The sequence below is a fragment of the Candidatus Nitrotoga sp. M5 genome (assembly GCF_927904885.1).
Classification (GTDB): Bacteria; Pseudomonadota; Gammaproteobacteria; order Burkholderiales; family Gallionellaceae; genus Nitrotoga.
Genome location: NZ_CAKMNW010000010.1, coordinates 20,885 through 46,229 on the forward strand (window position 1 = coordinate 20,885; position 25,345 = coordinate 46,229).

The 25,345-nt window shown below is 45.7% G+C and carries 21 protein-coding genes; 7 read left to right on the top strand and 14 right to left on the bottom strand.

Annotation, left to right across the window (positions count from 1 at the left end; translation table 11 throughout):
* Positions 1-613: 613 nt before the first annotated feature.
* On the top strand, positions 614-1,342 hold the full coding sequence (gene fnr / locus MJ770_RS03965; protein WP_239250310.1) for a fumarate/nitrate reduction transcriptional regulator Fnr: 729 nt from the start codon (positions 614-616) through the stop codon (positions 1,340-1,342).
* Between the two features lie 184 nt (positions 1,343-1,526).
* Positions 1,527-2,114, top strand: a complete 588-nt coding sequence (locus MJ770_RS03970; protein ID WP_239250311.1) for an SCO family protein — start codon at positions 1,527-1,529, stop codon at positions 2,112-2,114.
* 129 nt (positions 2,115-2,243) lie between these two features.
* Here the strand turns inward: MJ770_RS03970 and recX are convergent, their stop codons facing one another.
* From recX to MJ770_RS03995, 5 genes are all read right to left on the bottom strand, one after another.
* The gene (recX, locus tag MJ770_RS03975; protein ID WP_239250312.1) at positions 2,244-2,699 is read right to left on the bottom strand and encodes a recombination regulator RecX; all 456 of its coding nucleotides are present in this window, start codon (positions 2,697-2,699) and stop codon (positions 2,244-2,246) included.
* The gene (gene recA, locus MJ770_RS03980; protein WP_239250313.1) at positions 2,683-3,714 is read right to left on the bottom strand and encodes a recombinase RecA; all 1,032 of its coding nucleotides are present in this window, start codon (positions 3,712-3,714) and stop codon (positions 2,683-2,685) included. Before recA ends, recX begins: the two co-directional genes overlap by 17 nt.
* Positions 3,715-4,073: 359 nt before the next feature.
* Positions 4,074-4,583, bottom strand: a complete 510-nt coding sequence (pncC, locus tag MJ770_RS03985) for a nicotinamide-nucleotide amidase (RefSeq protein ID WP_239250314.1) — start codon at positions 4,581-4,583, stop codon at positions 4,074-4,076.
* A gap of 90 nt (positions 4,584-4,673) precedes the next feature.
* Positions 4,674-5,867 carry an O-succinylhomoserine sulfhydrylase gene (locus tag MJ770_RS03990; protein WP_239250315.1) on the bottom strand — a complete coding sequence of 398 codons (1,194 nt, stop codon included), beginning with the start codon at positions 5,865-5,867 and terminating at the stop codon, positions 4,674-4,676.
* Positions 5,868-6,106: 239 nt separating this feature from the next.
* On the bottom strand, positions 6,107-6,667 hold the full coding sequence (locus tag MJ770_RS03995) for a hypothetical protein (RefSeq protein ID WP_239250316.1): 561 nt from the start codon (positions 6,665-6,667) through the stop codon (positions 6,107-6,109).
* 261 nt (positions 6,668-6,928) lie between these two features.
* On the opposite strand from MJ770_RS03995, the gene MJ770_RS04000 reads away from it, so the two are divergent.
* Positions 6,929-7,654 (top strand): hypothetical protein, encoded by a 726-nt coding sequence (locus tag MJ770_RS04000; RefSeq protein WP_239250317.1) that lies wholly within the window; start codon positions 6,929-6,931, stop codon positions 7,652-7,654.
* A gap of 300 nt (positions 7,655-7,954) precedes the next feature.
* Here the strand turns inward: MJ770_RS04000 and lptG are convergent, their stop codons facing one another.
* Entirely contained in the window at positions 7,955-9,031 is a 1,077-nt protein-coding gene (lptG, locus tag MJ770_RS04005) for an LPS export ABC transporter permease LptG (protein WP_239250318.1), read from the bottom strand.
* Complete coding sequence (gene lptF, locus MJ770_RS04010; protein WP_239250319.1) at positions 9,028-10,197, bottom strand: LPS export ABC transporter permease LptF; 1,170 nt, start codon at positions 10,195-10,197, stop codon at positions 9,028-9,030. The genes lptG and lptF overlap by 4 nt, the downstream gene beginning before the upstream one ends.
* 13 nt (positions 10,198-10,210) lie before the next feature.
* Between lptF and MJ770_RS04015 the strand changes: the two genes are divergently transcribed.
* The 3 genes from MJ770_RS04015 to MJ770_RS04025 all read left to right on the top strand — a co-directional run bounded on the left by MJ770_RS04015 (position 10,211) and on the right by MJ770_RS04025 (position 15,688).
* Positions 10,211-11,707, top strand: coding sequence for a leucyl aminopeptidase (locus MJ770_RS04015; RefSeq protein ID WP_239250320.1), 1,497 nt, complete (start codon positions 10,211-10,213; stop codon positions 11,705-11,707).
* A 296-nt stretch (positions 11,708-12,003) separates the two neighbouring features.
* Positions 12,004-12,429 (top strand): DNA polymerase III subunit chi, encoded by a 426-nt coding sequence (locus MJ770_RS04020; RefSeq protein ID WP_239250321.1) that lies wholly within the window; start codon positions 12,004-12,006, stop codon positions 12,427-12,429.
* A gap of 484 nt (positions 12,430-12,913) precedes the next feature.
* Entirely contained in the window at positions 12,914-15,688 is a 2,775-nt protein-coding gene (locus MJ770_RS04025) for a valine--tRNA ligase (RefSeq protein WP_239250376.1), read from the top strand.
* Here the strand turns inward: MJ770_RS04025 and MJ770_RS04030 are convergent.
* Positions 15,685-15,927: a sulfurtransferase TusA family protein gene (locus MJ770_RS04030; RefSeq protein WP_445083121.1), complete on the bottom strand. Its 243-nt coding sequence runs from the start codon at positions 15,925-15,927 to the stop codon at positions 15,685-15,687. The genes MJ770_RS04025 and MJ770_RS04030 overlap by 4 nt on opposite strands.
* Positions 15,928-16,572: 645 nt before the next feature.
* Between MJ770_RS04030 and MJ770_RS04035 the strand changes: the two genes are divergently transcribed.
* Positions 16,573-17,994: a M48 family metalloprotease gene (locus MJ770_RS04035; protein ID WP_239250322.1), complete on the top strand. Its 1,422-nt coding sequence runs from the start codon at positions 16,573-16,575 to the stop codon at positions 17,992-17,994.
* A 28-nt stretch (positions 17,995-18,022) separates the two neighbouring features.
* On the opposite strand, the gene MJ770_RS04040 is transcribed toward MJ770_RS04035, so the two are convergent.
* From MJ770_RS04040 to MJ770_RS04070, 6 genes are all read right to left on the bottom strand, one after another.
* A complete protein-coding gene (locus MJ770_RS04040; protein WP_239250323.1) occupies positions 18,023-19,666 on the bottom strand; it encodes a tetratricopeptide repeat protein in 1,644 nt (547 codons plus the stop codon).
* A 134-nt stretch (positions 19,667-19,800) separates the two neighbouring features.
* Positions 19,801-20,247 carry a pilin gene (locus MJ770_RS04045; protein ID WP_305855774.1) on the bottom strand — a complete coding sequence of 149 codons (447 nt, stop codon included), beginning with the start codon at positions 20,245-20,247 and terminating at the stop codon, positions 19,801-19,803.
* Between the two features lie 328 nt (positions 20,248-20,575).
* Complete coding sequence (locus MJ770_RS04055) at positions 20,576-23,005, bottom strand: GspE/PulE family protein (protein WP_239250324.1); 2,430 nt, start codon at positions 23,003-23,005, stop codon at positions 20,576-20,578.
* Between the two features lie 316 nt (positions 23,006-23,321).
* Positions 23,322-24,044, bottom strand: a complete 723-nt coding sequence (locus MJ770_RS04060) for an FHA domain-containing protein (RefSeq protein ID WP_239250325.1) — start codon at positions 24,042-24,044, stop codon at positions 23,322-23,324.
* A gap of 18 nt (positions 24,045-24,062) precedes the next feature.
* On the bottom strand, positions 24,063-24,887 hold the full coding sequence (locus tag MJ770_RS04065) for a Stp1/IreP family PP2C-type Ser/Thr phosphatase (RefSeq protein WP_239250326.1): 825 nt from the start codon (positions 24,885-24,887) through the stop codon (positions 24,063-24,065).
* Between the two features lie 160 nt (positions 24,888-25,047).
* The gene (locus tag MJ770_RS04070) at positions 25,048-25,224 is read right to left on the bottom strand and encodes a hypothetical protein (protein ID WP_239250327.1); all 177 of its coding nucleotides are present in this window, start codon (positions 25,222-25,224) and stop codon (positions 25,048-25,050) included.
* Positions 25,225-25,345 lie beyond the last annotated feature (121 nt).

A 25,345-nucleotide genomic window follows, 5' to 3' on the forward strand; every position in this document is an offset into this window, starting at 1 on the left:
CGAACGGCGTATTGCTCTATAACAGTTCGCATTTTCCAGCTTGTCAGTAGCTGATGCGGCTTTCATGATTACTGGTACGGTCAGCTTCATAGCTGCCGTCGGCACAGCAGCGAATATACACTAAAAACACTTCAATTATCCTCAAAAATCAAGCTGAGCATACTTCAACAAACCTGACAGGCTGTCAGGCAAGCAAATTTTTAGCTAATTATTTCTTGTCGCTCATCTAAGCAGTTATCGAAAGGTTACCCATTACGAAGCACATAGAGCCACATTTATTAACAGTACACCCATAACAATTCACTGTATAAGTTGGCAATTCTCCATAAGATGCTTGATATATGTCAAAATATACATATAATTTTCACTCATATGTATTTTTTCCTATATTACAGTTTAAATACCACATACCGGAATACTATTATAAAAATAATGGCATTCAAGTCAAACCCTGAAAAATTAACTTAGCCATTAAAAACATAGCACTACAAAATATTATTTAATCATGCTACAGTGTAATACGCATTCGCTAACCAACTATTTTTAATTAAATCTAGGACACCAACGCTTTTCTGTCGCATTTAGTTGAATACCCCACTATAAAACTTACGCCATGCACAAACCTGCCCCCAACAATTCATTGAAAACTGCATGCTCGACTTGTAATCTGCGCGAATTATGCCTACCTGTTAATTTGAGCAATATCGAAATAACACGCTTGGATGATTTAATTACCCGCAAGGGGGTTTACCGACATGGCAGCATTTTATACCGGAGCGGGGACAAATTTCAGGCGTTGTATGCGATCCGTACTGGTTTTTTTAAAACACAGATACTTAATGAAGATGGGCGAGAACAAGTCACCGGTTTTCAGATGGCTGGGGAGATCATCGGCATGGATGGCATTAATAGCGATACGCACACTTGCGATGCCGTCGCACTTGAAGACAGTGAGGTATGTGAAATTCCCTTTGGTCGTCTGGAGGACCTCAGTCGCGAACTTCCCCCTTTGCAAAGGCACCTTCACCGTATTCTTAGCCGCGAGATCGTGCGCGATCAAAACATTATGCTACTGCTTGGATCAATGCGTGCTGAGGAACGCTTAGCTGCTTTCTTGCTCAACCTATCGCAGCGTTTTGCAGTGCGCGGTTATTCGCCCACATCATTCCAATTGCGAATGACTCGTCAAGAAATCGGCAGCTACCTAGGATTAAAACTGGAAACCGTCAGCCGCGCACTCTCACACCTACAAGAAAGCAAACTGATTAATGTGCGCAATAGGTCATTAGAAATACTTTCGCTGTCAGGGCTACAGACCAGCATGGGGAAGCGTGCGCGCTAATATAGTTTAGATAACTGTTTGATAACTTGCCCACTGTTTTTTCAATATTGAGCTGAACCATATAACAAGTCTCTGTAGCCACCAGTATTACTGCAATAAAAACTGTCAATAATTGAATATTATGCGCCTGTCGGCGCATACAAAATTAGATATCGGCCGCTTCCTCATCGCCAAGGAGAAATAAATGCGTACCCTATTTTTACTATTATTTATGACGCTGTTAGTCAGCTGCGAAAAATCTCAGCCGCCTATTCCTTTCAACGCTATTGATGTCAGTTGGCGGTATGCAGAAAAACCCGTAGACTTCCAGCTCACTGACCCTAACGGCAAAATACGCAGGTTATCTGATTTTAAAGACAAGGTGGTGGTGATGTTTTTTGGTTATACCCACTGCCCAGACATTTGCCCAACCACGCTAGCTGACTTAGCACAAGTGATGCGCCTACTTGACAAGGATGCAGAAAAGGTACAAGTGCTATTTGTCACATTGGATCCTGAACGCGACACACCAAAACTATTGGCTGAATATGTTCCATTTTTTCATCCATCTTTTTTGGGCTTATATGGCGATACCCAAGCTACTGCGCAGGTCGCAAAGACCTTTGGCGTCAATTATGAAAAGCGAGTCGAAAAAAACAGTTATGCACTGGATCATTCTGATGGCACCTACCTAATTGGAACAAAAGGCAAGTTCGTATTGCTTTCTCCCTATAATCAGAATGTAAATCTATTAGTACAGGATATTAGGTTGCTACTAGAGATGGCACATTGAACTGGGCTCTGTAGCCCTTGGTCAAGCAGTCAGGGAGCGGTATTAACAAAGCATCTAAGACTATTAATTAAATATAACAATGATCTGTACCCACTCTGGTTACAGAACCTTTAACTCTGGTAACTCTTGCTATCCTCCATCGCCTACACCCCGTAACACCCTAAAAATTACATCTGTCATAAAGCCGCGCGATTGCATAAAACGTACCTGCTTGGCTATTTCCTTTGCATCCTCAGGAACAATTCCGAATTTTCTTTGCCAGATGCTACGAGCTGCTTCTAATTCTGTATCTCTCATTTGTGGTAATGCATCGTTAATCAGATCTTCGCCTATACCTTTCTGGCGAAGCTCATATGCGATGCGTTGCATGCCGAAGCGTTTACGGCGTAAGCGAACTAACTGCTCAGCTGCTCGGAAATCGGATAGCCAACCGCGCGCCGCCAAGTCATCCAAAACGTTATCCACATTGTCGTCTGGTGTGGCATAACGTTGTAACTTAGCATGAAGTTCGGCACGGCTGTGTTCACGTCGCACCAAGTATTTCATAGCGCGAGTGTGCAAACTTAACTCAGGTTTCTTTGACACCACTTTCCGCTCTATCATTGAGCGCAGCTACACCAGCCAGCGCGCGGATTTTGTTCTCAATTTCAATTGAAATTTCAGGATGCTCTTTCAGATATTCACGCGCATTATCTTTTCCCTGGCCAATCTTTTCACCTTTGTAGCTGTACCAAGCGCCAGCTTTATCAACCAGCTTGTGAAACACTCCCAGCTCGACTACTTCGCCTTCACGAGAAATACCTGCGCCATACAAAATATCGAATTCTGCCTGTTTAAACGGCGGAGCCACTTTATTTTTGACCACTTTCACACGAGTTTCTGAACCGATCACCTCGTCGCCCTTCTTAATCGCACCGACGCGACGAATATCCAGCCGAACTGAAGCATAGAATTTTAGAGCATTGCCGCCGGTAGTGGTTTCAGGGCTACCAAACATCACACCGATTTTCATCCGTATTTGATTAATAAAAATCACCGTCGTATTGGAACGCTTGATGTTAGCCGTCAGTTTACGCAATGCCTGTGACATCAAGCGTGCCTGCAAACCCATTTGCGGCTCGCCCATATCTCCTTCAATTTCTGCCTTAGGGGTCAATGCTGCCACAGAATCAACCACTACGACATCCACCGCAGCCGAACGCACCAACATATCGGCAATCTCCAACGCTTGCTCACCATTATCTGGTTGGGAAATAAGCAGTTCACTGACGTGCACGCCCAGTTTTTGCGCGTATTGCGGATCAAGCGCATGTTCTGCATCAACAAATGCGGCCGTGCCACCCAATTTTTGCATTTCGGCGATCACTTGCAATGTGAGCGTGGTCTTACCGGACGATTCCGGTCCATAAATTTCGATTACACGACCTCGCGGCAGGCCACCCACACCCAGCGCGATATCCAACCCTAAAGATCCAGTAGAAACCACTTGAATGTCGCGCGCAATGTCATGCTCGCCCATACGCATGATAGCGCCTTTGCCAAATTGTTTTTCAATTTGACTCAGCGCCGCCGCGAGCGCCTTGCTTTTATTATCATCCATGCAACTTTTTCCCTTCAAAAATGATACATGATTATGGCATAAGCCATATGAACCTTAACCAGAAAGATTACGGCTAGGCTAGTTGCTAAATGTGCAATGGATTTTTACGATGACATTAAGAATGTCGCAAATTACCTGTCTTTAAAATATTCTCAGGGTCTATTGTGTCGACCATAATCGATACAATCTTAAGCACCTCTAAAATTCCAATTTTGCGAGCAGCCGCTTTGCGGATTGCCTACTTACCCCGCTTCGTCACAATACAGCATTAAAAAATTATCGCTTACATATCAATCATATAATGCGTTAGTTTCTACTCGGCTTACCTTGCGTAGAAACTTGATATTTTACAGTCGCGTTTAAGCTACTTCCGTTACCTGATTCAGCAGTTCTAATACCCCTTGAAATGCTATGCATACCGACTGCATTCGAATTTCTGCACGATCACCTGAAAAATGATGCAGGCGCACAATGCACTGCCCTCCCTTGACCCCCCAAGCAAACCACACTGTACCTACAGGTTTGTCCGGCATACCACCCGCTGGCCCGGCAATACCGCTGACAGCTAATGCTATCTGCGCATGACTATGGTACAAGGTGCCCGTTACCATTTCGCGCACTACGGCCTCGCTTACCGCGCCATAACTTGTCAGAGTTTCTTGGGCTACGCCCAGCATCTCACGCTTGGCCTCATTTGAATATGTAACAAAACCGCGCTCAAACCATTCGGAACTACCCGCAATATCAGTAACAGCAGTTGCCACCGCACCGCCTGTGCATGATTCGGCTGTGGCCAACATATAACCATACGACTTTAGCGCACTACCGATTTGTATTGCCATATTTTCAACTTCACGGCTCACAAGCATGATTTCATCGGCACTTCATTCCCCTTTCTGGATAAATCTCACGACAAGTTGCCCATCAATCAGATGGAAAATCCTAAAGATGGCAACTTGTTATTTTTGCAGCCCGCGTGCCAGATCGGCCTGAATGTCACTCACAGCTTCCAACCCGACCGCAATGCGCAACAAACCCTCTGTAATACCAGCTGCGTCTCTAGCTTCTTGCGTTATTCGGGCATGTGTGGTGGTGGCTGGGTGAGTTAAAGTGGTCTTGGTGTCACCCAAGTTAGCTGTGATAGAAATCATACGCGTGCTGTCGATTAGATGCCACGCCTCCTCTCTGCCACCCTTCACTTCGAACGATACGATACCGCCACCAGTACGCTGCTGTTTCATCGCCAATTGATGTTGTGGATGCGATGGCAGACCTGGATAATACACGCGCGACACATTAGCTTGCGTCTCCAGCCACTGCGCTACGGACAACGCATTAGCACTGTGCGCTTCCATTCGAATCTTCAGCGTCTCCATTCCTTTCAGGAATACCCATGCATTGAATGCGCTCATGGTCGGTCCCGCCGTACGCAGAAATTGATATATAGGCTCCATTAGTTTCTTGCTGCCCAACACTGCACCGCCTAGCATACGACCTTGTCCATCAAGATACTTGGTGGCGGAATGAATCACAATATCCGCGCCTAATTCCAGCGGGCGTTGTAGAACGGGGGTGCAAAAACAATTATCTACCACCAGCAACAGACCATGCTGCTTCGCCACTGCCACAATGCCTGAAATATCGGATATTTCGGTAAGCGGATTGGACGGCGTCTCCAGAAAAAATAGCCGTGTGTTAGGTCGTACCGCATCAGTCCACTCGTTCACATCGGTGGCAGAAACAAAGGTAGTGTCCACTCCAAATCGTGTAAAAATGTTACCGAACAAATTTACCGTCGAACCGAATATACTGCGTGAAGCAACGATGTGATCCCCACTTTTTAGCAAACCCATGCAGCACGACAAAATAGCCGACATACCTGACGCAGTAGCCACACATTGTTCTGCGTTTTCGAGCGCGGCTAAACGTTCTTCAAACATGGTAACGGTAGGATTAGTAAAACGAGAATAAATATTGCCCGGCTCTGCTCCTATGAAGCGTGCAGCGGCTTGGGCCGCGCTATCAAAAACAAAACTGGACGAAAGAAACATGGCTTCGCTATGTTCATTAAACTGGCTGCGCTTTGTTCCCGCATGAACTGCAAGTGTTTCAAGCTGATAAGAATGTTCCGTTTGGCTGGATTGTTCCGACATAACTTACTCCCTTGTACAAAAAAACCCGGATAGCTTGCGCTAAACCGGGCTTGGCCCGCTTTAGCTGTATTTATAAAGCGCCCGCAAGCTGTTCCTCAAATCGGCGCAAACGCAAAATTAACACTTTACCAAAGCCTGCAGATGGTAAATATTAAATATAAATACCCCCGCTTTGTTTGGCTCTAGTGCTTTGACTATTTATTTGTAACAAAACCGTTCAGTAAATTGTCACTTGTACGCTACTTTCTCTTTACCTCAATTCGATAAATGAGATTACTGTCATCTATAACCGCGTCATCGTCATCGTCATCGTCATCGTCATCGTCATCGTCATCGTCATCTCTATATACTATTTTTTTAATAACTTGGCCTGCTTCGTTAATAAATTCATACTCTGTAAAGGAATCATGATCGTCGGACAATTCAATTGTTGTAATATGAAATATATTATCTTTAATAATATATTTCTCAACTAAGTAAATAAAAAGATTAACCGAATCTTTATCGACATCGATTGACTTTGCTAGGGTAAACTCTCCTCTGTCACAAGTAAACCTCCCCCCAACATCCCCTATAACATCATTATCTAAATCTAGATTTCCAAAAATTGTATACTTTGGTTTATTTTTTAAAACCATTACATGGTACTCAGTACTGAGTTGGTTCCCACCCTGTCGACATTTGACAATGCCGTGATCCTCTGAGACTTCTAGATTGAAATATACAGTCAACTCAAAAGTATCAGCAATTGCTACTGTATGCACAGAAAATGCGAACAACAATGCTAGTATAATTTTCATATCATCAACCCCCTATCCGTACTTTAAGTCTCTATAAGCGCGCGGCATTTTGATTTCTATCACACTTTAAGATAATTTCTGAATTGTATTACATTGTCAGGGGAATAAAGTTATTCTTCGCCTCTGACATAATTTTTTGGAGTACAAATGATTGGGGCAACAGGTCAATTAACTTCTTCGTTCATGAACTATTTAAGCTTGATTTGTACAAATATTTTTAGTTGTATCTATCTAAATTCAAAAATTGAACTGAGAACATAATTGAACATTCAAATAATTCAAGTCTACTTTCTTCTACTCATCTTTGTACCAAGTGTTGTCGGCGCATCTGAACGATCAAAATTCCACAACTCTCCCCGTCTTCCAGAACCTATGGTGTTTGACCTTGTTCTACCGCTGGGCGCGAAGAAAAACGAATTCGAGCTCAACACCATGTTTCAATATGATGATGAGCACAAAGCTACTTTAATGAATCCTGAGTTCGAATATGCTTATGCCGATGGATATGGCATTGAATTTGAATTGCCTACTGAAGACTTTACCATAGATGCTTACAAACTTGCATTACAGGGTACGTTTGATTTTCTCAACACAAGCAAATTTATCCATGGCTGGCAATACTATGGGGAGTACTATCGACATAGCAAAGAGCTTGAAAATAATCTACTCTATATAGCAGGTTACCAGTTCAATGAACAATGGAGTACGCTTAATATGTTAGGCCTTCGTTCTACCGATGTTCGGTCGGAGGGTCATATTGAAGAGCTAGTGAATAGCACCCTTTTTTATTCTTATTCAAGTAATTTAATGGTGGGACTGGAGGTTAATTGGGAATCTCGTCCAAATCGACCTGATATAACACTTGTCATGCCTCAACTTCATGTCCAAATAGCGAAGCATGCAAAAGTACAAATTGGACTAGGGATGAAACAAGCAAACCATGAAACCTTTCCACATGCGGCAACACGAATTATTTTCGGATTTTGAGTCTCTATCGCAAAGTTTGTCAGCTTTAGTGATATTTGGTTAACTTTAATAATTCAGAACGACGGCAATCAGTTTTAAAGACGCTCGACTTCCATACATTAGAGTCTTGCGCCGCCTTCATTGCGGCTTTATTAAATTAAATCAATTTCTGCCCATTCTGCAATGGATTAATTCAATTAGTCACACGAACATCAAAAGAGATAATTTATATGCATAGTAGACAATGAAAGCAGTTATATGCCTGCTAGCATCGCTCAACAATTCACCAATCCATCTGAGTAGTAGATTGATAAAGCGACCCTAACGTCTTTCAGTCCACCAAAGCGTACCCGTCGCCAATAGTAGAAAAAGTAACGGCATCGCCACAGCACTCAGTATGGGCTGCCACTCATTGAGTGCGCCCAAACTGGTGACTAGCTTGCCCGCAAAGTGAAAAGTTAATCCCAATATAATACCCAAGAATATTTTAGCGCTTATGCCGCCCTCACGCCGCTGATGTGAAGTAAATGGCAAGGCCATTAGCAGCATCACCAGTATCGCGAATGGATATACCATCTTGTTCCACATAGCAATTTCATAAGACGCGGTCTTCTGACGGTTGTCGCGAAGGTGCTGGATATATTGATAAAGATTCAACGCTGACATTTGTCCGGGCCCCTCCAGCAATGCTCTTAAAATTCCCAAGTTAAGTGCTGAGCGCCATTCCATACTTGGCTGATGGTTTACTGTCGTACCATGTTTATTGAACAGGGTCTGCGTCACGCCTTCCAGTTGCCACCGGTTTTTTTCTACATAAGCAGCACGTTTTGCTGCGGTTATCGCGCGCAAATGGTAACTCTCATCAAATTCATAAATATTAATATTCAACAATGTTATGTCTGGAAGTACATTTTTAATATTTACAAAACTGCGCTCATCCTTAACCCATACGCCAGAGCGAAATTCTCTAAGCGACACTTCAGCGTTCTGTGCTTTCAGTCTTAGTTCCTGCGCCATACGTTCGCTAAAAGGTGCAATCATCTCACCACACAGAAAAGTCAACAGAACGAGCGGCAAACCTATTTTGAACAAAGCTAACAGCATCTGCTGCAGTGATACACCGGACGAACGATAGATGGTCAATTCTGAATTCGCAGCCATTTGCGCTAACGCAAAAATTGCGCCAATAAGTACGCTCACTGGGAACAACTCATAGATTCGGCCAGGAACTGACAAGAGTACGAACAGCAATGCATAACCTATATGATAATTGCCACTACCCAGCACATCCAGTTCATGTATCAGGTCAAAAAATGAAAACAACATCAACAAGCCTGTCAACACAAGTGCAACACTGGCGTAAATCTCACGTGCGAGACAACGTGTCAGCAGCCTCATCGTCGCGTCAATCGTCGCAACGAAAATACCGACAAACGTCGATAGAACAGTAACACCATCAATATAAACATCAGTACATGAACACTCCAAAAGCCAATCATGGGATCAATCTTGCTCTGTCCCACCAATGAGTGAGTAACACTAATAAGGTTGTTATAGAGCATGTAAATCACCAATGCCATAATGAGGTTGAGTGAACGTCCGGCACGCGGATTGACAAAACTTAACGGAATTGCCAGCAGTGACAAGATCAGCGCACCGAGCGGCAAGCTGACCCGCCCCCCCAGTTCGGACATATTCCAACTATTCAGGTCTTGTAGTAACTGTAAAGTAGACAATGAATTGGCTGGAGGTGGCCGTTGCTTTGCTTCAACAGCCTTAATGCGCACCGCATAGCGCTCAAACTCAACAATTTTAAAATCCAGCTGCCCAGGCACTCCTTCATAGCGCGTACCATTCAGCAATACCAGAAAACGATCACCGTTAGGTGCAGTTTCCTGCATGCCTTGCTTAGCCACCATAGTGCCAATCTTGCCGTGCTGCAACGATTGCACAAAAATGTTACCTACACGATTTTTGCCAACATCCACGTTTTCAATAAAGAACACACGGTCAGACTGCTTGGACTCGCGGAATGTTCCGGGCGTTGCGGCAGTTACGTCATCGCGACTATCCAGTCTGCGTATTAATTCTTCCACTTGAGACTTAGCCCACGGTGACAACACTAGACTTAGCAGCGCAATCAAGCACACCACTGGCAATGCATACCACATAACTGGGCGTATCCAGCGTGTCAACCCTATACCAGAGCTGAACCACACCACCATCTCGTTGTCACGGTAGCTACGTGTCAACGTCAACAACACAGATAGGAACAAGCTTAGGGAAAGTAGAGCTGGCAGGTAATTCAATGCGCTGAAGCCCAACAATGCCAGCACTCCGTCTACTGCTAGAGAACCGCTAACAGATTGACCAAGCAAGCGAACCAACTGAGTAAATACGACAATACCGAGTAGAATGGCAAACACTAACAGCCCCATGCTAGCGGATTCGCGTATGAGCTCTCTATGAAAAATGTTGCTACGCAACAACTTAAAGCGTGGCGACTTTGACTTTTTCTTTGGAATCTGCGGATAATCCGGCATTGTGTGTGCAACAAAAATCATTAAGGAGATACAGGTGGAATTTAGCATAAAACTAGGCAGCCCGGAAAAACAGCGTAGCGGTTGCCTGATGGTGGGTATATTTGTGGATGGCAATCTAACAGACGCAGCGCAAAAAATAGATAAGGCTGCCAATAACATGCTTAGCGGCATCTTCGCGCAAGGCGACATGAGTGGTAAAGTCGGTTCTACACTATTACTGCATAATGTGCCCAACATTCTGAGCGAACGAGTGTTACTAGTCGGACTAGGTAAACGTGATGAGTTTACCGCACGCCAATACCTCGACAGCATCCGTTCCGCAATGCGCACACTATTTGCCACCGGCTCCAAAGATGCAGTGTGCTATCTGCCTGAATTACCGTTGACAAACCGCGATAGTGCTTGGTGCATCAGTCAAGCAGTGCTCGCCGCATTCGACACGACTTATCGTTTTGACCACCTCAAGAGCAAGGCAGAAAAAAATAAACATACGCTATGCAAAATCCAGTTTGGATTGCTCTCCGGCAAACCAACCGCTAAACAGAATGCTTCTATCACTCAGGCCGCTGCCGTCGGGCAAGGCATGAAGCTGACCAAGGACTTGGGAAATCTGCCGGGCAATATATGTACCCCAAGCTATCTGGCTCAACAAGCCTTGAATTTAGCCAAGTCGCACAAATCGCTCAAAGTTACCGTATTAGAAGAAAAGGACATGCAAAAACTTGGCATGGGTTCGCTATTGTCTGTGACTCGAGGCAGCGATGAACCAGCCAAGTTGATCACCTTGGAATATCGTGGTGCCGACAAAAAACAAAAACCCGTCGTGCTGGTCGGCAAAGGCGTTACTTTTGACACTGGCGGCATATCGCTCAAGCCGGGTGCCGAGATGGATGAGATGAAATACGACATGTGCGGCGCAGCCAGCGTATTAGGTACCCTACAAGCCATTGCTGAAATTGGACTCAAGCTAAACGTAGTCGGCATTATCCCCACCTGCGAAAATATGCCGAGCGGTTCCGCCACCAAACCGGGCGACATCGTCACCAGCATGTCTGGACAGACCATCGAAATTCTAAATACCGACGCGGAAGGTCGTCTCATCCTGTGCGATGCCCTTACCTATGCGGCCAAGTTTGAGCCAACATCAGTCATTGACATAGCCACCCTTACCGGTGCGTGCGTCATCGCTTTAGGCCATGTTGCCAGCGGGCTTTACAGCAATCAGGATACTTTAGCTCAGGAACTGCTGGCAGCAGGCGAACAAACATATGATCGTGCTTGGCACATGCCGTTGTGGGATGAGTACCAACCACAATTGGATAGCAATTTTGCTGACATCCAGAATATCGGCGGACGTGCAGGCGGTAGCATCACCGCTGCCTGCTTCCTGTCACGATTCACCAAGGACTATCGTTGGGCGCATCTGGATATTGCCGGTACCGCATGGAAATCAGGCAAAGAAAAAGGCGCGACCGGACGTCCCGTGACACTACTGGCACAATATTTGATCAATTGTGTCCAGCCAGATTAATAATTGATTCGTAAGCGCGCCTCTAAAATTCAAGTTTCTGTACAAGACAAAGCGCGAGTAAGAAATTTGAGCGTGGCATATGCTTGATATGTAAGCGATAGATTTTTAATGAGTAACACAGTATTGCGACAACAATTGGATTTGTAGAGGTACCCATAACTGTTTAGGTCAAGGTGAGAAAATCAGGTTAGCTGGGGGTATTATTCTTTTCCTGAAGGACAAGTATAAAATCCCACATAACTCATCGGCCCTAAATATTATTTTTACATCATCGCTATAAATTGTAACTTCATTAAATGACCAAGGTAGATTTTTACACCGGTGTAGACGACAAACTGCGCACTGCTTGCCAGCTTAGTCACAAGGCTATGCAAAATGGGCTGCGTGTGCTCTTGCACACCCCAGACGAAGACACCGCCGAGACGTTGGATAAACTGCTATGGCAGTATCCCGTCACTGCCTTTATGCCGCACTGCCGCAATGATGAGTCGACCACCACTGAGATGCCGGTTGTGGTCGACCATCGCGGCGAAAAATTCCCACATAATGAAGTGTTAATAAGTCTGCACACCTTATGTCTGCCATTTTTCAGTCGCTTCGAACGCGTACTCGAGATCGTCAGCCAAGATACAGACGATGCACGCTTGGGCCGTGAACGCTTCAGCTTTTATCGAGACCGCGGCTATGAAATGCGCCACTTCGATCTGAGTAAGCAACCCTAATATTGAGCATGAGGGGGCTTCTGAAAATCCAGACTTGAGAGCATCTGTCACACAGCAGGCCTCAAGAAATTTATTGTAAGTTTATTTACCCATGAGCTATTCGTCCGACCTATCAAATGAATTAAGCAAGCTTCCTGTACTGACAGATGTCGTCGATACTGACGCCCCAGAAATTCCCACCCTGACAGAAGTCGTAGCTGAAGAACCTTCGGTGCTCATAACAGAAAAAAAGGAAATTGCTAACTTATCCGATGCACAGTATCAGGATCTCGCGATGCAAATCGCACCACAACTGGAAACGCTGCTGCGTGCAAAACTTTCACCTCAATTCGATGCGATGTGGCAGGATGCCTGGAACCAAGCTAAATCAAATCTGCCAGATTTAATCCAAGCACACATATCCACACCGCCAGTATCACCTCCATCCGTTATAATCACGCCCATTGCCACTGCAACTGACAGACTTAAATCAAATACTATCAACATGGAACTCACAAAAAGCTTTGAACCGCAAACAATCGAGGCGCGTTGGTACCCAATTTGGGAAAACGCTGGTTATTTTCAGGCTAAGTTAGAAAGCAACAAGCCTGCTTACGCCATCATGCTGCCGCCACCCAATGTGACCGGCACTCTGCACATGGGACACGCCTTCCAGAACACACTTATGGACGCGCTCACTCGCTATCACCGCATGCGTGGAGACAACACGTTATGGCAGCCTGGCACTGACCACGCCGGGATTGCCACACAAATCGTGGTAGAACGTCAGCTGGACGCAAAAAAAATTAAACGCCACGACCTTGGCCGCGAAAAATTTATTGAGCGCGTGTGGGAATGGAAGGAGGAGTCCGGCTCTACTATCACACGTCAGATGCGCCGCCTCGGCACTTCATGTGATTGGTCGCGAGAACGATTTACCATGGACGAAGGTCTGTCCGAAGCTGTTACCGAAGTATTCGTCAAACTCTATGAGCAAGGTTTAATCTATCGTGGTAAGCGATTAGTGAACTGGGACCCGGTACTGGGTACAGCAGTGTCCGATCTGGAAGTAGTATCACAGGAAGAAGACGGTTTCATGTGGCATATCGCTTACCCACTGGAATCCGGTGTGGGCGCGTTAATTGTCGCCACCACACGCCCTGAAACGCTGCTTGGCGACGTTGCTGTGGCAGTGCATCCTGAAGATACGCGTTACCAGCACCTGATCGGCAAGCGACTGCAACTGCCGCTGTGCAACCGCACTATTCCCATTATTGCCGATGAATATGTCGATCCAGCGTTCGGCACTGGCTGTGTAAAAATCACGCCCGCGCATGATTTCAACGACTACATAGTAGGACAGCGGCACAGCCTTACACCGATTAACATATTTACACTGGATGCTAAAATTAACGAACATGCTCCTGCCGTCTATCAAGGGCTGGATCGTTTCGACGCACGCAAGAAAATCCTTTCCGATTTATCCACTCAAAAACTGCTTGTAGATACCAAGCCGCACAAACTGATGGTGCCACGCGGAGACCGTAGCCATGCGGTAATTGAACCGATGCTCACTGACCAGTGGTTCGTAAAAATGGAGGGCTTAGCGCAGCGCGGTCTGAAAGCGGTAGCGGATGGCGAAATTAAATTCGTGCCGGAGAACTGGACCAACACCTACAATCAGTGGCTAACCAACATTCAGGACTGGTGCATCTCACGACAACTGTGGTGGGGACATCGCATCCCAGCTTGGCATGACGACCAGGGTAATATATTTGTCGCGCGCAACGAAGAGGACGCCCGCAAGCAAGCGGGCAATGCAAAACTGCGCCAGGACGAAGACGTGCTCGATACTTGGTTCTCCTCCGCATTGTGGCCGTTTTCAACACTGGGCTGGCCACACAACACTCAAGAACTTAAAACTTTCCTGCCGACCTCGGTCCTGGTTACCGGCTTCGACATCATATTCTTTTGGGTGGCGCGTATGGTGATGATGTCGCTACACTTCACTGACAAAGTGCCATTTCGCGAAGTGTATGTGCATGGCCTGATCCGTGACGCTGAGGGACAAAAAATGAGCAAGTCCAAGGGGAATGTGCTAGACCCTCTAGATCTCATTGAAGGAATCTCGCTTGAAGATTTGGTGGCCAAACGAACTCAAAATCTGATGAACCCCAAGCAGGCAGAAAGTATCGAAAAACAGACACGCAAACATTTTCCGGACGGCATACCAGCCTTTGGTACAGATGCAATGCGCTTCACCTTCGCCAGCCTTGCTTCGCATGGACGCGACATAAAATTTGACCTGCAACGCTGTGAAGGTTACCGAAATTTCTGTAACAAACTATGGAATGCCACGCGTTTCGTACTAATGAATTGCGAAGACCAGGATGTCGGACTGGATGAATCATTACCGGTAAAATACAGTGCGGCAGACAAATGGTTGATCGGTCGTTTGCAACAGGCAGAAGCAGAAATGGCGGATCACTTCGACCACTACCGCTTCGACATGGCGGCTCGCACGCTGCATGAATTAGTGTGGGACACCTACTGTGATTGGTATCTGGAATTAGCCAAGGTGCAACTCAACCCTCAATCCGCCCCCTCTCTTGAAGCAGAAAAAGTGGCTTCAAATGCCGCACGGCATCGCGCTACGCGACGCACACTGGTGCGCGCTCTGGAAACCATACTGCGCCTGGCACACCCTATCATCCCTTTCATCTCTGAAGAGTTGTGGCAGAAAGTTGCGCCCCTAGCTGGAAAACAGGGCGACAGCATTATGCTGCAACCCTATCCCCAAGCCAACTCCAAGCTAATTGACAAAATTTCCATTCAACAAATCAGCCTGCTACAGGAAATGGTCACTTCTTGCCGCAAGCTGCGCAGCGAGATGAATTTGTCCCCGGCACAGAGAGTGCCATTGATTGTGAGTGGCGACGCAGCTATTTTGCGCAACTTCGCGCCTTACTTGCAAGCACTGGGCAAGCTAAGCGGGGTTAGCCTGGCTCATGAGTTACCTAACACCGATGCGCCAGTCGCCATTGTCGGCAACTTCAAGTTGATGCTGGAAATCGAAATTGATGTGGAAGCAGAGTGTGAACGCCTGGACAAGGAAATTGCTCGCCTTGCAGGTGAAATTTCCAAGGCAAAAGGCAAGCTCGGTAATACCAGTTTCGTTGCGCGCGCCCCGCAAAAAGTGGTAGAACAAGAACGCAGGCGTATGGACGACTTCACTATTACATTGACCCAATTACAGGCGCAACTCGACAAACTTGGTTAAACCTGCCGGCGAAGCACGTAAAAGATGAATTCGTCACCCTGCTGTGCTACAGACAGCAAATCATTCCCAGTTTGTTTGCAAAAATCAGTGAAGTCATCCGGTGATTTTTTGTCTGTAGCAACCACTTTCAGTACCTGCCCACCCTGCATCTGCGACAGCATTTTTTTGGTACGCAAAATAGGCAAAGGACAGCTCAACTGACGAGCATCCAATTCGACATCGAATTCTATTGTGCTCATGTCACTGGTAACGCACTTACTTGCGCCCGATACGTAACACCACTCTGCACTTTGACCGACTCAGCAAATCCCGGCGCTGAGGTAAAATCTGAAGCATACGTAAAACTCTCATTTATCTTAGAGTGCAATTCTGTTTTGTTTATGTTCATAGTCGTTTCAATTAAATATTTTTTCAATGTTTAAAAGGACTCTCGCAATAATTATTGAAAAAATGCATGTTATAAAAAGCTTTATGTAAACTCAGAGTGGGCAATCAACGTTCAACCCCTTGTAGGAAAAGTCAATCCGTCTATCCTGAACTAAGCAAGCTCCGCATGCACAATGCAAGGTGTAAGAAGCGAACAGTTTTACTGCCGCTTGGATATGATGACGATTTTCAATATTTCGCAATCACATTGATCAATTGAACAATAAAAAATCTGTTCATTGAGAGCAAGTCAAAGGATGAACGATTTTTTAGCTGATTATTTCTTGTTGTATATCTTTATATTTATCGAAGGATAATCCACAACAAATTACATAAAGCCAATGCTGATGTTCATTATACCTTGCTAATAAATAATCACAGGCACTCCATCCTAACTTGATCTTAAACTCTGCACTTCAAGCTTGGGAACCACTGGGCAAAGCAGGTATCATATTGTCATGAAAAATTTGTTATACATCGTGCTCTATACATGGTCGCTGTTGTGCCGCGCTGACGGCTTGCCCGACTTGGGCGACACATCGCAGGAGGCTATGTCACCGCAACAGGAGCGACAAATCGGCGTACAAAGTATGTTTGAAATCCGCTCCGATAAAGACTATCTTGATGATGCTGAAATCAATGATTACCTTAACCAGATTGGATATCAACTGGTTGCCAACAGCAACGAACCAGGACAGGAATTTGAGTTCTTTGCCATCAACGACAACAGCATTAACGCTTTTGCGTTGCCCGGCGGCTTCATTGGCGTAAACACTGGGCTGATACTCATGTCACAAAGCGAATCCGAACTCGCATCAGTACTTGGCCACGAAATCGCCCACGTCACCCAGCATCACCTGGCACGTATGGTAGCAGGCCAGAAAGTTGACTCAATCACCGCCATAGCTGCCCTTGCAGTGGCCATCCTGGCTGCGCGCAGTAACCCGCAAGCCTCTCAGGCGGCGATGGTCGGAATGCAGGCCAGCTCCATCCAACGGCAACTGAACTTTACCCGCACGCATGAAAAAGAAGCGGACCGCATCGGCCTCACCACGCTGCAAAAAGCAGGCTTCGATCCTTACGCCATGCCTATCTTTTTCGAACGCCTGCAAAAATCCACACGTCTGCTAGACAACAACGCGCCATCGTACTTACGTACTCACCCAGTCACAAGTGACCGCATCGCCGATGTCGCGAACCGCGTACAACAAATTCCCTATCGTCTGGTTGCCGACAGCCTCAACTTCCAGCTAGTGCGCGCCAAACTGCGGGCCATGCAGAAAAATACACAGGAAGCAGTCAATTTCTTCCAAAGCGCACTTGGGGAACAAAAATATGGTAATCAAACCGCCAAACGTTACGGTTTGGCAATGGCACTGTTGCGCTCCGGACAAGTCGCACGCGCCACGCAGGAATTTGCCCCGTTGGAAACTCTGACATCGCGAAACCCGATGATCGCAACGCTGGCAGGACAAATCAGACGTGCAAGCAAGAATAACGACGGCATAGTTGCATTCTACCGCAGCACTACTCAAAGCTTTCCCCAGCACCGAGCACTAGTCTATGACTATGCCGAGCTGCTGATGGAAACCAAGCGATTTGAAGATGCGCTCAAACTGCTCAACGAACAAATCATGACGCATCCCAATGACCTACGTCTGCATGAACTACTGGCGCGTAATTACGCGGCCTTGGGCAAGCGACAAAAAGAGCACCACATGCTGGCCTACACTTACATTCTGCGTGGCAACTTGCACAGTGCAATTGAACAACTGGAATTGGCCAAGAAATCAGGAACGGATTTTCACGAGTTATCGATCATTGAAAGTGAACTGAAACAGTTCAAGGAGATCGCGGCGGCGCATGCAAAAAATAATTGACAGGTTATTCGGCGTGAAAAGCTATTGCTTATGGTGAAATAATTTTTTGTTGCTGCTGCTGACTCACTGCCACGATAACGCAAGCTTGTTGTAGCCCTAACTGGCAGCTTTTTTTCATTTGCTGTATTGATCCCGCCATGTCACGTAAATTTTTTAAAACGAAGCTTTTACCATAATAAGCACTGGCGATTTCCGGGTTACCAGCAATCGCTTTATCAAATTCTGCAAGCGCTTTCAGATTCTGTCCTAAATTTGAATATGCAGAAGCCAAAGCAATATTTACCTCTGGATAGGTTGAGTTAATTGATAGCGATTTTTTATAATCGGCAATGGCCGCATCCCAATTTTTAACCGCAGCCGAAGCATGTCCGCGAATGTAATAGGTGCGATGGGAACCGAGGCGGTCTTCACCCTGTAGCAAGCCCACTGCGTCATCCCACAGACGGTAATTATCTGCAAACACCCATAATCGATTCCATGCCAGCGGCGCTAATAGTAATACCACTAATGCGCCGACCAACATGATTTTTCTGCTGGGAAGTGAACTAAGCATTAAAGGCAATAACAACATATAGCCAGGCAACCATAAATAGCTGCGATACAGCACAAAAATTTCCTGAACGCGTATGCTTGAAAACTCCACCAAAAAGTAGCACCACGGATATAACAATGCCAATCCCAACAAAGCACCACGTCCACCGCGCAGCAAAATAACCAGCGCAAATGCTCCATAAGCAACAAACGCAAGCAGACCGATCCAACTAGTCCACTCTTTCCAGGTGAGTATAAATGGCTCGCGCATATCCAGCGACATCCACGCGGGATTTGGCACAAGCATTAACAAGCAGTATTTGAAAAAAAGCCCCGCCTGTGTCAATACGCTTAACAAGTGCAGTGATGAAGTTCCCTGAAGCAGCGCTTGTTCCCCAAATAATGCTGCGGCATCCTTCTCATAAGGCACACCAAATATACCTTTTATACGCAACACCACAAACAGCCCAACCAATGCGAATCCTAGCCAAGTCGTCAGCAGGACACGTAACGAAAGTTTATTCTGGGCACGAATCGCCATTGTTAAAGGTAGTAAAATGGCCGGAGCCATCAAGCTGTGTTCCTTGCTGAATAATGCCAGAAAATATGCCATAACAGCTAACACCATAAAGCGTTTATCACCCTCCAGCAGGCCGCGAAGATAGGCTAATTGCATTACCAATGTGAATAATGTCGCCATCAGAATGCTGCGCTGTATCAGATAGCCTACTCCATAAACCGCGAGCGGGTGACATGCGAATATCAGCGCCCCCAACCATGCGCCCCAATTCACGATATGTTCTTTTTCCACATCAGTGATAAATAGCTTGATCCACATCCGCAACACCAGCAATAGCAACAACACATTTACACTATGCAGCAATAAATTCTGTATACGAAAAACAAGGGGATCCTCTCCGAAAAATACCCAGGTAAAACCAAACGTCGTATAGGGAAACCAGCGTAAATCAAATCGAAACAGCGTATTGGCGTAATGATCTATAGTTGCATCAAAAAATGGAACATCATCGAATATCAGGGGATTATTCAAAAATGGGACATACACCGCAATAACCACCATCACCAAAATCAGCGCTTTGATTTGGTCAAGTGGGTAAAGAAATTTGTTAAAAAAATTCATTGAGCACACCGATGTAATGTCAACCATTTACGAAAAAAAACCCGCGATCCATTGCAGAACGCGGGCCTTCATAAAACCATCAACGCTACCATTTAAAATCTTGGTGAGAGAAAATGTTATTTTATTTCATGGCACTACCACTTTGAAATGACGTTCGTTAGAACTGGATCAGTGCTACTTGATTGAAGTGCCCACGTTGTAGCTGTCCCTCCAAATGTTGGAGTCCAAGTAATTGTTTTTCCATCGATTGTTGTCGCCTTAATACAAGAAGCGCAGAGAGTAGCTACGATCGCACCCGTTCCAGCCGTCACAGCATAACTTGCAACCTCTAAGGTAGGTGTTGGACCGGTACCCAACCCAAGGGAGCTCCAAGCACTAGCACCAGCAGGTGCAGAACCATTTTCCTGGGCAAACATGGCAATAGCCAGCTTAATTGGATCCACAGCAGATGCGACTTTTGAAAGCTTTGCTTTAACTACGTAATCCTGATAGGCCGGAATCGCTACCGCAGCCAGAATGCCGATTATCGCGACCACGATCATTAATTCAATCAGGGTAAAACCTTTTTGCATTTGTTTCATTACTGAGACTCCTTTAAGAGTTGAATATTCGGTACACAGGGTGTGCAGCTTACAATAAGCATGATTCATGCCAAGTCAAAATTATTTCAGCTTTTCCTGACTGGGCTGGGTTTGCGGGCATTCTCGAAAGTGACGTTAATACTTCGCATTGATGGGAAATGCCAATTTACGTCAGGTAAGTGACGGTTTGCGTCACTCTGGTTTATACATAAGTAACAATGTCACAAAAATCAAGCAATCTACTATCAGCCCCTTGACTAATCAGAGCTTTATCAGCACTAAATTTGTGAGTTAATCTAATGAAAGAAGATAATTTTTTAAACAGCTATTACTTCATGCAGACGACACGCACCTGATGTATATCGGTGATACCGGATAAAACTTTTTCAATGCCATCTTGCCTCAAGGTGCGCATACCATCGTTGAGTGCGTTGGCGTACATTTCCGTGACTCGGGCGTGTTCCTGAATATTCTTTTTTATCAGGTCAGTGCCCACCATCAACTCATGCAACCCTACCCGTCCGCGATAGCCTGTGCCGGAGCAATACTCACAGCCAACCGGTTCAAACAAGGTAAATCTCCCCATTTCATCAGCGAACAGTTTGACCCATTCAGCATACAGTGCCTTGTAAGCAGTATTGACATCCTTTTTCCAGGATGCACAATCCATAAGCTCTGTCGAATATTCAGCTAGTAATAATTTGAGCTCATCTTGAGTGGCGGTATGAGGTTTTTTGCATTTATTGCACAAACGTTTGGCCAAGCGTTGCGCCAGAACACCAAGCAGTGCATCTGCAAAATTAAATGGATCCATGCCCATATCCAATAATCGTACGACGGACTCCGGCGCGCTATTGGTGTGCAGTGTGGCGAACACCAAATGACCGGTAAGAGAGGCTTCTATGCCGATGGAAACCGTTTCCTTGTCGCGCATTTCGCCCACCATGATTACGTCTGGGTCGGCGCGCAAAAAAGCCCGCATGATGGTGGCGAAATCCATACCAGCCTTTTTGTTAATCTGTACCTGTCGCAGACCCTTTTGTGTAATTTCTACTGGATCTTCTGCAGTCCAGATTTTCGTCTCAGGCTTATTAATATGGCCAAGCACGGAATGTAACGTAGTCGTTTTACCGGATCCGGTCGGGCCGCATACAAAAAACAAGCCGTAAGGTTTGCTGATCACCGTTTTCAAGGTTTCATAGTTACGTGCTGACAGGCCCAGTTCGTTGAGCCTGATCGGCTCACCGGCAGCCAAAATACGCATCACGATGTCTTCCATGCCGCCCTGAGAGGGAATAGTAGCAACTCGCAGCTCAATATCTAAAGGGCCATATTTATTGAATTTAATCTTACCGTCCTGTGGCTTACGCTTCTCTGAAATATCAAGGTCGCACATTATTTTTATACGCGTAACAAGTGAGTTACGGAATGACGCTGGCACTTCGATATAGGGTAGTAGAGAGCCATCCTTGCGCAAACGAATCACGGTTTTGCCTCTGCCTGGAGAGGGTTCGATATGGATGTCGGAAGCGCCCATTCTGTGAGCATCTATAATGATTTTGTTAACCAGCTTGACAAGCTCATTGTCTGCTGCCTCGCTGACCTCCTCCTGGTTAATCTCATCTAACTCTTCTTCATCTCCTCCCATAGCGGACAGCATCTCATCCATTGAAGTGTTGTCCACCTCCAAGCTACCGGGTTTACCACCAACCCCACCTCCTCCGCCAAAGAGCAAGTTGAGAGTTGCAGTAAACTCCCGCTGAGAACAAACCCTGAAAACCAGTCGGCTCTTCGAAAAAACGTTGTTCACCACGCGTGAGGTTTGTATCCGCTCCGGATCAGTGGTAAGTATCACCAATCCTTCTTTAATCTCATCTATCGGCACCCACTGGCTGCTTTCTACATACTCCCGTTTTAGATTTTTGAGTAACTCGGTCGGCCTGATGCGATCAGGCTTGAACGGTTCATAAGACACACCGAAGAAGAGTTCGAGTGCATTACCAAGCGAGGCCGGCTTAACTTGAAATTCGTCAAGCAATACATCCTCAATGCCAACTTTTTTGCGCCGTGCTGTGGACAGTGCCAGATCTAATTCGTCGGCAGATAACACTGCGTCATAAACCAAATAATCGTACTTGGTTTTAGCAGTAGGCTGCTGACTCTGGCGCAGCGCCACTGCCAAGCTCTGCGCTAGCTCCAATATCCCATCTACTTGCATCCTCGAAAAAGGTTGGTCTATTTTATTATTGAGGACCTGAATGACACCCGCCAAATTTATGCTATCTGGGTCGAGTATAGGCACCACAAGGGCTTGCTTGGTTCGATATCCCGTGCGCTGATCCACGTCTTGCAGGAATCGGAGATTGACACTATGCGAAGCTAGCTCGTTCGCGTCGTATACATCCGAGAGATTAAGTATTTTTTTATTTAGCGCCACATAACCAGCAAGACTCTGCTCAGTAATGCGCAGCTTGAGGCCCTTGAATGAATTTGCCCCAGTTTTTATTTTTGAGATCAGCGTAGACTTGTCTTTATCCAGCGAATAAATAGTGATCCGATCAGCATTGAATATCGTGCAGATATCCTTGCTAACTTCCAGCATAATTTCATCGAAATCGTATGCAGCATCAATCTTGCTTATGACGTGATTATGAATATTGCTTATAACGGCATTAAGATTTTTTGTGAATGCCAGTTGTGCCTCAATATAACTAGCATTTGCCCGTCGTTCTATCCGTAGTTCTGGTGAATTATCCATCCACTTCTCCCTGATAACTTCAAATGAGGCTTGCTGCATGGTGAGGTTGCGTTACTTAGTTACTATCAAGATAGCAGCATTTAGCTAAACTCTCCCATGCACCTCTAAACATTCAATTTCCCGGGCAAGGTAAGGCGTGATTTAAAAAATTTAATGCAGCGTACAGTTGAGATGTAAGTGATTATTCTTCAAGTTGCGCAGTATTGTGATGACAATTGGTTTTTAGCGGTGCCATGAATTGAAGAAAGTGGGTTCAATAATGGAATAGTTTAGTTTAGCGGCTTGTGCCACATAAAGACTACACTGAAACAGGCCCTCAACTTTTGAGATAAAACTCCATTTTGACGCCTGCCAACTCAATAATGTCATGCTCATTAAGCTGGCACGGTTGATCGTCCAGCGGCTTGCCATTACGGTTGGGATAACTGGCACCTTCCACATGGGTGATGAAATAACCACTCGGACGACGCGTAAAGACTACGACTTGCAATCCAGCTTTTCCTACGGTAGTCAGGCTCTTCACTAATTCAAGCTCTTTTCCTGCATTAGGTCCAATCAGTATTTGTATTACACCAATTTTTTGTTGCGAATCAGATACTTTCTCGGCGAGTGCTAATTGTGGCTGCTCCGTAGACATTACCTTTCCTGTCATCTCATACGGATCAGCTTTCAGCGAGGGGGTGGCGATACGTGCAGACTTACGAAATACCATTGTTTTCTCAAAATCTGCCGCAGTAGACTGAATCTTTTGATCGTTCAGATACTTAAGTATATATTTTCCAATTTCGATCACATCATTATTTTGCAAAAAATGCCTCTTAATTGCCGTTCCATTTACCGAGGTCCCATTGGTGCTATCTAAATCTTCCAGAAAGGAATCATTCAGTATCGTGACTATCGCAGCGTGCTCACCGCTAACAGCAAGGTTATCGATAACGATGTCGCAATGCGGTTTACGCCCTATCGTCATGCGCTCCTTATCCAGAGCATATTCCCGTAACACCCCGCCATTCATGCTTAATATCAGTTTTGCCGCCATATCATCCCCCTCCCTTATTTAACGCTTGAACCAGGACAGCATTTTCGAGAGCCAGCCGCGCGGCACGGCAAACTCACTGTTAATTTTAATAAGTATCACTGAAACATTGTCACGCCCGCCATTATCGTTTGCCATTTCAATCAACTGTCTCGCCAGCAACGGTAGATTGGCTCGCAGCATCTGCAACGCTGCACCGATCTCATCGTCTTCGACCATATCGTTCAAACCGTCCGAGCATAGTAGATAAATATCGCCCACTTGTACCGCATGAACATGAATTTCCGCCTCGACCACTGGATCTACACCGACCGCGCGCGTAATCAGATTTTTATTCTTGGATAAACGCGCATTTTTTGGACTTAGCATGCCCTTGTCGATTTGCTCCTGCAACAGCGAATGATCACGAGTAATTGGCTCAAATATTTCACCGCGCAGTCGGTACATACGTGAATCACCTACATGGGCAACCGCTAAACGGTTATCGTAAAACAGCCCAGCCACCACCGTTGTACCCATGCCAGCGCATTGCGGCTGGCTCAGCGACGCATTGTAAATAGCAGTGTTAGCTTTTTGCAATTTTTCTCGCAACAGCATCACTCCAACATCTTCACCACCTTCACCACGGTCTTCAGGGCGCATGTTTTTCAGGCTATGTTTTATTTCGGTCGTTATCAGTGAAACTGTAATGCTGCTAGCAATTTCACCAGCATTGTGCCCACCCATACCATCGGCTAACACCGCTAACCCACACGATTCGTCATAAACCACGCTATCTTCGTTTTGCGTTCGCGCAACACCTGGGTGAGTCTGACTAACGATTTCTAACGCCTGTTCAATATCCATATTAGGGTAGCTATATATATTCAAAATTCTAAGCGTGACAATATGTCAATACTCGAGTCAATTCATGCCGACAAATACTATTCATATAGTCGCAAAACTGTAATGCAATGTGTCCTAAATAATAGGAACACACTATTTTATTTACGCAAACTTGTCGCACTCAGGCAATCTTACCAATTATTCCGATGTCTTCATGATACCGCTCTCCCACTTGCTTCACCAATGACTTACCGATGATTACCCATACCAAACTTTCGGACTGAGTGAGACCCCAGCGACATGCATTCTCAATTTGCAGTACCACCACTATCTTAACGTAACATTTCTTACAGCTCATCACGCAATATCAACCGCTAATTGAATTATGGATAAACATCTCAATGCAGACTCAAAGTGCCGCCACGTTTTTTGCTCACCGAACAACTTAACGTCCCCTAGTGAGAAAACCGTAGTGAACA

Excerpts from the sequence above, each read along its gene's own strand:
- fnr (WP_239250310.1), top strand. The coding sequence starts at position 614 with ATGCACAAACCTGCCCCCAACAATTCATTGAAAACTGCATGCTCGACT.
- MJ770_RS03970 (WP_239250311.1), top strand. The coding sequence starts at position 1,527 with ATGCGTACCCTATTTTTACTATTATTTATGACGCTGTTAGTCAGCTGC.
- recA (WP_239250313.1), bottom strand. The coding sequence starts at position 3,714 with ATGGATGATAATAAAAGCAAGGCGCTCGCGGCGGCGCTGAGTCAAATT.
- pncC (WP_239250314.1), bottom strand. The coding sequence starts at position 4,583 with ATGCTTGTGAGCCGTGAAGTTGAAAATATGGCAATACAAATCGGTAGT.
- MJ770_RS03990 (WP_239250315.1), bottom strand. The coding sequence starts at position 5,867 with ATGTCGGAACAATCCAGCCAAACGGAACATTCTTATCAGCTTGAAACA.
- MJ770_RS03995 (WP_239250316.1), bottom strand. The coding sequence starts at position 6,667 with ATGAAAATTATACTAGCATTGTTGTTCGCATTTTCTGTGCATACAGTA.
- lptG (WP_239250318.1), bottom strand. The coding sequence starts at position 9,031 with ATGAGGCTGCTGACACGTTGTCTCGCACGTGAGATTTACGCCAGTGTT.
- lptF (WP_239250319.1), bottom strand. The coding sequence starts at position 10,197 with ATGATTTTTGTTGCACACACAATGCCGGATTATCCGCAGATTCCAAAG.
- MJ770_RS04020 (WP_239250321.1), top strand. The coding sequence starts at position 12,004 with ATGACCAAGGTAGATTTTTACACCGGTGTAGACGACAAACTGCGCACT.
- MJ770_RS04025 (WP_239250376.1), top strand. The coding sequence starts at position 12,914 with ATGGAACTCACAAAAAGCTTTGAACCGCAAACAATCGAGGCGCGTTGG.
- MJ770_RS04030 (WP_445083121.1), bottom strand. The coding sequence starts at position 15,927 with ATGAGCACAATAGAATTCGATGTCGAATTGGATGCTCGTCAGTTGAGC.
- MJ770_RS04035 (WP_239250322.1), top strand. The coding sequence starts at position 16,573 with ATGAAAAATTTGTTATACATCGTGCTCTATACATGGTCGCTGTTGTGC.
- MJ770_RS04040 (WP_239250323.1), bottom strand. The coding sequence starts at position 19,666 with ATGAATTTTTTTAACAAATTTCTTTACCCACTTGACCAAATCAAAGCG.
- MJ770_RS04045 (WP_305855774.1), bottom strand. The coding sequence starts at position 20,247 with ATGAAACAAATGCAAAAAGGTTTTACCCTGATTGAATTAATGATCGTG.
- MJ770_RS04055 (WP_239250324.1), bottom strand. The coding sequence starts at position 23,005 with ATGGATAATTCACCAGAACTACGGATAGAACGACGGGCAAATGCTAGT.
- MJ770_RS04060 (WP_239250325.1), bottom strand. The coding sequence starts at position 24,044 with ATGGCGGCAAAACTGATATTAAGCATGAATGGCGGGGTGTTACGGGAA.
- MJ770_RS04065 (WP_239250326.1), bottom strand. The coding sequence starts at position 24,887 with ATGGATATTGAACAGGCGTTAGAAATCGTTAGTCAGACTCACCCAGGT.
- MJ770_RS04070 (WP_239250327.1), bottom strand. The coding sequence starts at position 25,224 with ATGAGCTGTAAGAAATGTTACGTTAAGATAGTGGTGGTACTGCAAATT.